Genomic DNA, 10,268 nt, shown 5'->3' with positions numbered 1-10,268 from the left:
GTCAAACTCTCTGCGTAGCTTGTTACAGAGCGTCTGCTATGATCTTTGCGACTGAACGTTTCAAACCAACAGGAGTGTCGCCATGCGCGAACAGGATTACGCAGTTAATAACAGCGTGCAGGCTGAGCAGCTAGAGGTTAGCCGCGTCCTGCGCAACACATACGGCTTGCTCGCCCTGACCCTCGCATTCAGTGGTGTGACGGCCTACGTTGCCCAGCAGATGCATGTTGGCTACCCGAACATTTTCGTGGTGCTGATCGGCTTCTACGGTCTTTTCTTCCTCACCAACAAACTCCGTGATTCGGCCTGGGGCCTGGTGTCGGCATTTGCCCTGACCGGTTTCATGGGTTTCCTGCTGGGCCCGATCCTCAATCGTTACCTGGGTATGCAGGGCGGCGCTGAAGTGGTCAGCTCGGCTTTCGCGATGACCGCGCTGGTGTTCGGCGGTCTGTCGGCGTATGTGCTGATCACCCGCAAGGACATGAGCTTCCTCGGCGGCTTCATCACGGCAGGCTTCTTCGTGCTGCTGGGTGCGACGCTGGCGGGCATGTTCTTCCAGATCAGCGGCCTGCAACTGGCGATCAGCGCAGGTTTCGTGCTGTTCTCCTCGGTCTGCATTCTGTTCCAGACCAGCGCCATCATTCATGGCGGCGAGCGTAACTACATCATGGCCACCATCAGCCTGTATGTATCGATCTACAACCTGTTCGTCAGCCTGTTGCAGCTGTTCGGCATCATGGGCCGCGATGATTGATCGTCGGCACTGAATGAAAAACCCGCTCAGGCGGGTTTTTTATTGCCTGGAATTCAGGATTACTCCGAAATGACAATGCTGCCGTCGGCTTGCTGGCGGTAGATGGTGTAGGGCAGCAACAAGGTGTCGAGCGCGCCGGAGATGACCACGTCGATCAGCACAATGGCAGGGGCACTATCATGCACCTGCGCATCGCGGCCTTTTTCCAGGGGGGCATTCAGCGTGCAAAAGTCGTAGGTCACGCCGCTGTAGATTCGCGGTACTGCGCCGCAATAACTCTTATGGTCCTTCAGGCTCTTTGCAGCCACTTCGTCACCGCGCACAACCGTTTGAATCGTGCCGCAACCTGCAAGCAGCATCACCATGAGTAGCATTGCCTGAGCTTTCATACCGTCAATCCTTCGCCGGAAACCGCCAACCTACTTCAGTCTGAAACAAATATCACTCACGCCATGGGCGGCAATCGGCGCTTGACCGGAGTTTTCTTGACGATCGCCGTATTGGTTTCAGCGTGGGTGTTGAGGCGGTCCAGCAGGGTGTCCAGTTGTTCCATCGAGCGCACATGCAGGCGCGCAATGAAACAGTCGTCGCCGGTGACCTTGTCGCACTCGGTGAATTCGGGAATGGCCATGATTTGCCGTTCCACTTCCTGCAATTGCCCCGGCAACGGGCGAATACGCACGATGGCCTGGAGCTGGTAGCCAAAGCATTTCGGGTCGATCTCTACGGTGTAGCCCTTGAGCACGCCACGCTCTTCCAGGCGGCGCAGACGCTCGGCGACGCTGGGGGAGGACAGGCCGCTGATTTGCGCCAGGGCCTTGAGCGAGCGTCGCGAGTCTTCCATCAGCGCCGTGATCAGCACCTGGTCGATGTCATCGGTCATGGCGAAATCCTCTGTTAGGCGTTTTTTCGAAACGGCCTTGATAAAAAAGGCAGATCCCGAGTTTAGCCTGCTTTTTGCTCTGGAGTAGCGCCCAGGTTCATTGGCATACTTTGGCCACAAACACAGGAGTCTGATGATGGACAAAACCCTACGCCGCGGTTCGTTCGAAATGACGGCCGCCATGCTGATCTCCGGCACCATCGGCTGGTTCGTACTGGTTTCCGGGCAACCGGTGCTGGATGTGGTGTTCTGGCGCTGCCTGTTCGGTGCTGGCACCTTGCTGCTGATTTGCGCGGCTTTCGGCTTTCTGCGCCCCGGCATTTTGACCCGCACGACCTTCCTGCTCGCGGTGCTCAGCGGTGTGGCGATTGTCGGCAACTGGGTGCTGTTGTTCGCGTCCTATTCCCGGGCGTCGATTGCCATCGGCACTGCCGTCTATAACGTCCAGCCGTTCATGCTGGTCGGGCTGGCGGCGCTTTTCCTTAACGAAAAGATCACCGCGCAGAAACTGACCTGGCTGGGCGTGTCGTTTCTCGGGATGCTGGCGATTGTCAGTGCCCATGGTAGCCAGGGCGAAAGCGGCAGCGATTACTTGTTGGGCATTGCCCTGGCGTTGGGCGCGGCGTTTCTCTATGCGATTGCCGCGCTGATCATCAAGCGCCTGACCGGAACCCCGCCGCATTTGATCGCGCTGATCCAGGTCAGCACGGGCGTGTTGTTGCTTGCGCCATTCGCACATTTTTCGGCACTGCCTCAGGCGCCGAGCGCGTGGACCAGCCTGGTGACGCTGGGCATGGTGCACACCGGTGTGATGTACGTGCTGCTGTACGGCGCGATTCAAAAGCTGCCGACTGCGCTGACGGGGGCGCTGTCCTTCATCTACCCGATTGCGGCGATTTTCGTCGACTGGTTTGCCTTCGGCCATCGCCTGGAGCCGCTGCAATGGATCGGAGTCGCGGCGATTCTGCTGGCCGCTGCCGGCATGCAACAAGGCTGGTCGCTGAAGTTTCGGCGCACGGTTACGCCGTAACCCGCTAGCCAGGCGTCAGATGTTCCAGCGCGGCGCATTGCTGGCCAGTCGCTGGCGCATCTCGCCGACGTTGGCGGCCAGTTGTTGGGTCAACAAACGATAGCCGTCCAGCGTGTTGTAGACCGGCGCATCGAGGCTGACCAGCGGCATATCCATAGGGCGATTGAGCCRCTGGGCCGCACCGGATTTCAACGCCCGGGCCATACCGATCAATTGCACGCGAATCTGGCGATGCTCGGCTTTCAATGCCGTTTGCATCAGCGACATCGCCTCGAGGTCATTGGCATCCGGTCGGGTATTGCCGAGGATTTCCAGGGTGCTGACGCACATGCGCAGGTTGCGCTGGATGGCATCCAGCTCGGTCATGGAAATCTTCACTTCCTTGGACACCGACGGCATCAGTGAGCGAAGTTGCACCATCACCGCGTTCAGGCGGGTCATGAGCTTGAGGTGTTCGTCGGCGGTGATGGCCTGGCCATCGATGATGCGCCCATAGACTTTCGCGCAATCACGCAGCGCATCGGCCAGGTTGTAGCGCCAGGAATACACCGCGTACAGCGGCAGGGCGAAGGAAAACGCCAGGGCCAGGGCAATGCCGATCAGGATGTCCACTCCGCGCCACAGGCCATCGGTGACCGGGTTGTCGCCGTGCCCCGCAACGATAAACACGGTAATCGCTGACAGCAGCGCGGTGTAACCACCCTTGCCGATGGCGTGATACGAGAAAAACCCGCAGACCACCGACATCGCGAAATAGGTCAGCCAGGGCATCCCGAGCCAGGCCTGTTGTGCCACCAACGCAAGGCCGACGCCGGCGCCGATCAAGGTGCCAATGGCACGCTCGGCGGCTTTCTTGCCGATGTTGCCGTGATGCTGCAAGCCGCCGATCACCACCAGCATCGTCACCGACGCCCACTCACCGTGGGGCAGATGGATGCCGGTGGTCAGCAGGATGGTCGCCAGCAACCCGAGCGACACCCGCACCGCGTGGATCACCCGGGCATGGCGGTAGCGCCGGTACGGGTCCAGTAACGGACGCAGCAGTCGGCGCAGCAGCGGTGGCAGTCGATGGGCTCGGGATGTACTCAGGCTGGCTCTCCTCAGAAGATGTAGTCGGTGGTCAGGAAGCTCGAACTGCGGCCGCTGATGATCTCGCTGATCAGGTCCTTGTTGGTCTCCTGGAACTTGGTGGCCACCAGGGTGCGGATCGAAAACACCCGCAGTGCGTCATGGACCGACAAGGTGCCTTCGGCGGAGTTCTTGCGACCATTGAAGGGATAGGTATCCGGGCCGCGCTGGCATTGGGCATTGAGGTTGATGCGCCCGACCTGGTTGGCAAAAGTGTCCACCAGCCGGCCGACCGCCACCGGGTTGGTGCCGAAGATGCTCAACTGTTGGCCGAAGTCCGACTCCAGCACGTAATCGATCACGGTATCCAGATGGCGGTACGGYACGATGGGGATGACCGGGCCGAATTGTTCTTCCTGATAAACGCGCATCTGCGGYGTGACCGGGTACAGCACCGCCGGGTAGAAGAACGACGCACGAGCCTCACCACCGTTGGGGTTGACCACCTTGGCGCCTTTGCTTTCGGCATCCGCCACCAGAGAGTGCAGATAGTCGACCTTGCCCGATTCCGGCAGTGGCGTCAGGGCCACGCCACTTTCCCAGGGCATGCCGGGTTTGAGGTTGGCGAGCCTGGCATTGAATTTGTCGATGAAGGACTCGACCACGTCCTCGTGCACAAACAGGATCTTCAGCGCGGTGCAGCGCTGGCCATTGAATGACAGCGAACCGGTGACCGCTTCACTGACCGCGTTGTCCAGATCCACTTCCGGCAGGACTATCCCTGGGTTTTTCGCATCCAGGCCCAGCGCCGCGCGCAAGCGGTGGGGTCTCGGATGGAGTTTTTTCAGGTCGCTGGCGGCCTTGTTGGTGCCGATGAAGGCAAAGATGTCGATCTTGCCGCTGGCCATCAGCGCACTGACCGTCTCGCGGCCGCTGCCATAGATGACGTTGATCACCCCGGCCGGGAAGCTGTCGCGGAAGGCTTCCAGCAGCGGGCGAATCAGCAGCACGCCGAGTTTGGCCGGCTTGAACACCACGGTGTTGCCCATGATCAGCGCCGGGATCAGCGTGGTGAAGGTTTCGTTCAACGGATAGTTGTAAGGCCCCATGCACAGGGCGACGCCCATCGGCACGCGGCGGATCTGGCCGAGAGTGTCCTGTTCCAGTTCGAAACGGCTGGAGCGGCGGTCGAGTTCTTTGAGCGCGTTGATGGTGTCGACGATGTAGTCGCAGGTGCGGTCGAACTCCTTTTCCGAGTCCTTGAGGTTCTTGCCGATTTCCCACATCAGCAACTTGACCACGGCGTCGCGCTGCTCGCGCATGCGTCCGAGGAAGGTTTCGACGTGCTGGATGCGCTCGGCCACGCGCATGGTCGGCCACAATCCCTGGCCCCGGTCATAAGCACGGACGGCAGCGTCGAGGGCGGTCAATGCGGTGTCGGCATCGAGCAGCGGCGTGCTGCCGAGGATCACTTGCTCGTCGCCATTGGCGCCGGCCAGGTACACCGGGCTACGGACTTGGGCCAGTGGCCCGTTCCAGGTTCTCAGTACGCCATCGACCAGGTACTCACGCTGCTCGGTCTGGCCGTCGAGGCGGTACTTTTCCGGGATGTCGGCGGGGCTCGGGAACAGGTTCTGGAGACTATTGGCTGTGGTCATGTCGCTACCCCTCTGGATTGGATGATGCGCTGATGAATCGTTTTAGCAGACCTCAGCAACCCTTGTCATGACTCATTTCAGCGTTTTGCCGCACAGCGTGAAGGATCGCGGATTCATCGACTCCCATCAGTCATGGCCTCAGAAGCGCCCCTTGTTGACCCCCCAATGCCCTCAACCCGCCCACACCGGGTGCCTTAGTGTTGACCTCGCCTTGATCACAACAAAAAAGGTGCACCCGGCTGGCCGGGCTACCAATGAGAGTACAGCCATGCGGACAAGCCGATTAACTGAAAAGCCTAGCCTTTGTTTGGCCTTGGTGGGGGGCGTCTTTGCGGCGTTGCTGGCGGGGTGCGGTGAAGAGCCGAAACCCCGCCGACCCGTAGCGAAAGCCCCAGCACGGTCTGACCCTTTGCCACAGGCTCCTGGCCTCTGACGCCACACAAACCCTCGTACTCCGGTTAAACTCCGTGCTCTTTTTCAAGGAGTTCATATGAGCTATTACCAGCCGGGCATTCTCGCCACCCCCGTACCGCCTCAAGCCCGCCATATGTTCTTCGCCCTCGAATCCGTCGAGGCATTGCCGGTCGCGCTCGACAACTTGATGCAACTGGTGGACGGGAAATCGGCTGTCGTCGGCTTCGGTGAATCGCTGGTCAATGCGCTGCACGCTCAGATCGATGGCCTGCGAACCTTTCCGGCGTTGACCGGTGTGGGCGTAGAAAATCCGTCGACCCAGCATGCGCTCTGGTGCTGGCTGCACGGTGAAGACCGTGGTGAGTTGCTCAACCGCAGCAACGTCATCGCCGCCGCATTGGCCCCGGCATTGCGCCTGGTGCAGATGAACGAAACCTTCCGCCACATGACCGGCCATGACCTGACCGGCTACGAAGATGGCACCGAGAATCCCCACGACGAAGCCGCTATCGCCGCCGCGCTGTTGAGCGAAGGCGCTGAAGGCATGGTCGGTGGCAGCTTCGCCGCGATCCAGCAGTGGCAGCATGACTTGAAAGGTTTTCATGGGCTGTCGGCGGATGAGAAAGACAACATCATGGGTCGCCGCTTGAGCGATAACGAAGAGATCGACGACGCGCCGGTTTCCGCCCACGTCAAACGCACCGCCCAGGAAAGCTTTGCACCCGAGGCCTTCGTGGTGCGCCGCTCGATGCCATGGATCGAAGGCGACCGTGCCGGTCTGATGTTCCTGGCCTTCGGTTTTTCCCTCGATGCCTTCGAAGCCCAACTGCGCCGCATGAGTGGCCTGGAAGACGGCATCACCGACGGTTTGTACCGCATCAGCCGTCCGGTCACCGGTGGCTACTACTGGTGCCCGCCGCTCAAGGACGGTCGACTGGACCTGCGCGTATTGCGCATCGGCTGAGCAGCAAGGAGAGCCTATGAACCTGGTGCGTTGGGGCATGATCGGTTGTGGCAGTGTCGCGGAACGCAAAAGCGCGCCGGCCTTCTACAAGGCACCCGGATCGGCGTTGGTGGCGGTGATGGGCCGGCGCCTGGAAGCCGTCACCGACTACGCCGCGCGCCACGGCATCACTCGGGTATACACCGATGCGCAAGCGCTGATCAATGACCCCGAGGTCGACGCGGTGTACATCGCCACGCCGCCCGACAGCCATCATGCCTATGCCTTGCAGGTGGCCGCCGCCGGCAAGCATTGCTGCGTCGAAAAACCGATGGCGCTGAACGCCGGGCAAAGCCGCGAGATGCAGCAGGTGTTTGCCGATGCGGGGCTGCACCTGTTCGTGTCCTATTACCGACGTTCGCTGCCACGTTTCYGGCAAGTGCGGCAATGGCTGGAGGAGGGGCGGATCGGCGAGGTCCGGCACTTGAGCTGGACCCTCACCAAAGCGCCGTCGGCAGCGGACCGGAACGGCAGTGATAACTGGCGCACCGATCCGGCGATTGCCGGTGGAGGTTACTTCGCCGATCTGGCCAGCCATGGCCTGGACCTGTTTCAGTATCTGTTAGGCGATATCGTCGAAGTCGCCGGGTTCACTGCACGGCAGGCCGGGATGTATGCCGCCGAGGATGCCGTCAGCGCCTGTTGGCGGTTCGCGTCGGGAGCGATGGGCATGGGTTGCTGGAACTTTGTTGCAGACCGTCGCGAAGACCGGGTCGAAGTGATTGGCAGCAAAGGCCGGATCACCTTTTCAGTGTTCGACGAACACCCGGTCGAGCTGCACGCTGATCAACACCTCAGCCTGACCATCGAGCATCACGCACACATTCAGTGGCACCACGTATTGGGCATGAATGCGCATATTCGCGGCGAGGCGCAGCACCCGGCCGTGGCCGAGCAGGCGCTGAAGACCGATTGGGTGATGGACCAGATCCTCAAGCGCCACTGACTCCTCAGACCACACAAATCCCCCGTAGGAGCGAGCCTGCTCGCGATAGCGGTTTCACATTCAACATTGAAATCGACTGACCCGCCGCCATCGCGAGCAGGCTCGCTCCTACAGTGTTGGATTGCGTTGCGCATCTAACCTTATGCGCATTCGGTATTTCTCAATCGACATCACGGCTCTCTAAGATCACGTCATAACTCGTTATAACAAGTGATCTGCCATGACCGATAACGTTCTATCCCTGAGCAGCGTTCCGTTGCATACCCAGCTGCGAGACGTGCTGCGTACCCGTATCCTCGACGGCAAATACCCGCAAGACAGTCAGATGCCTTCCGAAAGCGAGCTTGGCACGCTGTTCAAGGTCAGCCGCATCACCGTGCGCCAGGCCTTGGGTGACCTGCAAAAAGAAGGACTGATCTTCAAGATCCACGGCAAGGGCACCTTCGTCGCCAAACCGAAAACCTTCCAGAACGTCAGCACCCTGCAAGGCCTGGCCGAGTCCATGACCGGTCGCGGCTATGAGGTGATCAACCGCCTGCGCAGCTTCAAGTTCATTGCCGCCAACAAGCTCGTCGCCGAGCGTTTACAGGTCGCCGAAGGCGAGGTCGTGGCGCAGATCAAACGGGTGCGCCTGATCAATCGCGAGCCGATTTCCCTGGAAATCACTTACCTGCCCAAGGCCGTTGGCGAGCGCCTGGAAAAAGCCGACCTGGTCACCCGCGACATTTTCCAGATCCTGGAAAACGACTGCGGTCTGACCCTGGGGCACGCCGACCTGGCCATCGATGCGGTGCTGGCCGACAGCGACCTGACTCGGGCGCTGAACGTCGAACCCGGCTCGCCGATCATGCGCATCGAACGCTTGACCCACGATGTCGACGGTTGGCCGCTGGACTTCGAACACCTTTACTACCGTGGCGATGCCTTCCAGTACCGCCTGCGGATCGACCGGAAAAAAGGGGAGCAGGCATGACGCGCAGCACGTTGGAGCAGGAATACGACATCGTTGTCATTGGCGGCGGCACCGCCGGTCCCATGGCCGCGATCAAGGCCAAGGAACGCAACCGTGATCTGCGGGTGTTGTTGATCGACAAGGCCAACGTCAAGCGCAGCGGCGCGATCAGCATGGGCATGGACGGCCTGAACAACGCGATCATTCCCGGCCACTCGACGCCGGAGCAATACACCAAGGAAATCACCATCGCCAACGACGGCATCGTCAATCAGGCCGCGGTGTACGCCTATGCCACCCACAGCTTCGAAACCATCGAGCAACTGGACCGCTGGGGCGTGAAATTCGAGAAGGACGAAACCGGCGACTACGCGGTGAAAAAGGTCCACCACATGGGCGCTTATGTGTTGCCGATGCCGGAAGGGCACGACATCAAGAAAGTCCTCTATCGGCAGCTGAAGCGCGCGCGGGTGAGCATCACCAATCGCCTGGTCTGCACCCGATTGCTGACGGACGAAGAGGGCGCGGTCAATGGTGTGATGGGTTTCGATTGCCGCACCGCTGACTTCCATGTGATCAAGGCCAAGGCGGTGATCCTCGCCTGCGGTGCCGCCGGACGCCTGGGGTTGCCGTCTTCGGGCTACCTGATGGGCACCTACGAAAACCCGACCAATGCCGGCGACGGCTACTCGATGGCCTACCACGCCGGGGCCGAACTGGCGAACCTGGAATGCTTCCAGATCAACCCGCTGATCAAGGACTACAACGGCCCGGCCTGCGCCTACGTCACCGGCCCCTTGGGTGGCTACACCGCCAACAACAAGGGCGAACGCTTCATCGAGTGCGACTACTGGAGCGGGCAGATGATGTGGGAGTTCCACCAGGAGCTGGAAAGCGGCAATGGCCCGGTGTTCCTCAAACTCGATCACCTGGCCGAGGAAACCATCCAGAACATCGAGGAGATCCTGCACAGCAACGAGCGTCCGAGTCGCGGCCAGTTCCATGCCAATCGCGGCACCGACTACCGCACGCAGATGGTCGAGATGCACATTTCGGAAATCGGCTTTTGCAGCGGGCATTCGGCGTCGGGGGTGTGGGTCAACGAGAAGGCCGAGACCTCGGTCAAGGGTTTGTACTCGGCCGGTGACATGGCCGCCGTGCCACACAACTACATGCTTGGCGCGTTCACTTACGGTTGGTTCGCCGGCCATAACGCGGCGGATTTTGTCGCCGGGCGTGAGTTTTCAGCGCTGGATGCCGCGCAGATCGAAACCGAAAAACAACGGGTCTACGCGCCGCTGGACCGCGAACACGGCCTGCCACCGGCTCAGGTCGAGTACAAGCTGCGGCGCTTCGTCAACGACTACCTGCAACCGCCGAAAGTGACGAAGAAGATGCAGATCGGCCTGCAACGCTTCAGCGACATCCAGCGCGACCTCGACCAGCTCAAGGCCCACAACGCCCACGAGCTGATGCGCGCCATGGAAGTCAGCATGATCCGCGACTGCGMCGAAATGGCCGCCCGCGCTTCATTGTTCCGCGCCGAAAGCCGCTGGGGGC

Annotated in this window: 10 protein-coding genes; 6 read left to right on the top strand and 4 right to left on the bottom strand. The window is 60.7% G+C overall.

Annotated features, from left to right (window positions below):
• Nucleotides 1-82 precede the first annotated feature (82 nt).
• Complete coding sequence (locus ACXRVY_RS09775; RefSeq protein ID WP_108219910.1) at nucleotides 83-754, top strand: Bax inhibitor-1/YccA family protein; 672 nt, start codon at nucleotides 83-85, stop codon at nucleotides 752-754.
• A 59-nt stretch (nucleotides 755-813) separates the two neighbouring features.
• Here ACXRVY_RS09775 and ACXRVY_RS09770 read toward each other — a convergent pair whose 3' ends face one another.
• Entirely contained in the window at nucleotides 814-1,143 is a 330-nt protein-coding gene (locus tag ACXRVY_RS09770; RefSeq protein WP_457266267.1) for a YceK/YidQ family lipoprotein, read from the bottom strand.
• Between the two features lie 56 nt (nucleotides 1,144-1,199).
• Nucleotides 1,200-1,637 (bottom strand): Lrp/AsnC family transcriptional regulator, encoded by a 438-nt coding sequence (locus ACXRVY_RS09765; protein WP_007987480.1) that lies wholly within the window; start codon nucleotides 1,635-1,637, stop codon nucleotides 1,200-1,202.
• 136 nt (nucleotides 1,638-1,773) lie between these two features.
• On the opposite strand from ACXRVY_RS09765, the gene ACXRVY_RS09760 reads away from it, so the two are divergent.
• Entirely contained in the window at nucleotides 1,774-2,667 is an 894-nt protein-coding gene (locus ACXRVY_RS09760) for a DMT family transporter (protein WP_223462830.1), read from the top strand.
• Nucleotides 2,668-2,682: 15 nt separating this feature from the next.
• On the opposite strand, the gene ACXRVY_RS09755 is transcribed toward ACXRVY_RS09760, so the two are convergent.
• Complete coding sequence (locus ACXRVY_RS09755) at nucleotides 2,683-3,723, bottom strand: FUSC family protein (protein ID WP_458237314.1); 1,041 nt, start codon at nucleotides 3,721-3,723, stop codon at nucleotides 2,683-2,685.
• Nucleotides 3,724-3,767: 44 nt separating this feature from the next.
• On the bottom strand, nucleotides 3,768-5,393 hold the full coding sequence (locus ACXRVY_RS09750) for an NADP-dependent glyceraldehyde-3-phosphate dehydrogenase (RefSeq protein WP_223462831.1): 1,626 nt from the start codon (nucleotides 5,391-5,393) through the stop codon (nucleotides 3,768-3,770).
• Between the two features lie 490 nt (nucleotides 5,394-5,883).
• Here ACXRVY_RS09750 and ACXRVY_RS09745 point away from each other — a divergent pair, with 490 nt between their 5' ends.
• The 4 genes from ACXRVY_RS09745 to ACXRVY_RS09730 all read left to right on the top strand — a co-directional run.
• Nucleotides 5,884-6,771 carry a Dyp-type peroxidase gene (locus ACXRVY_RS09745; protein WP_223462832.1) on the top strand — a complete coding sequence of 296 codons (888 nt, stop codon included), beginning with the start codon at nucleotides 5,884-5,886 and terminating at the stop codon, nucleotides 6,769-6,771.
• A 16-nt stretch (nucleotides 6,772-6,787) separates the two neighbouring features.
• Complete coding sequence (locus tag ACXRVY_RS09740) at nucleotides 6,788-7,756, top strand: Gfo/Idh/MocA family protein (protein ID WP_458237313.1); 969 nt, start codon at nucleotides 6,788-6,790, stop codon at nucleotides 7,754-7,756.
• 220 nt (nucleotides 7,757-7,976) lie between these two features.
• Entirely contained in the window at nucleotides 7,977-8,729 is a 753-nt protein-coding gene (locus ACXRVY_RS09735) for a GntR family transcriptional regulator (protein ID WP_223462834.1), read from the top strand.
• The coding region (locus ACXRVY_RS09730; RefSeq protein WP_458237312.1) for a fumarate reductase/succinate dehydrogenase flavoprotein subunit at nucleotides 8,726-10,268 on the top strand (1,543 nt) is incomplete at its 3' end. The genes ACXRVY_RS09735 and ACXRVY_RS09730, both read left to right, overlap by 4 nt.

Source organism: Pseudomonas sp. P5_A2_2 (genome assembly GCF_054177685.1).
This window is presented reverse-complemented; position numbering and strand designations above follow the sequence as displayed.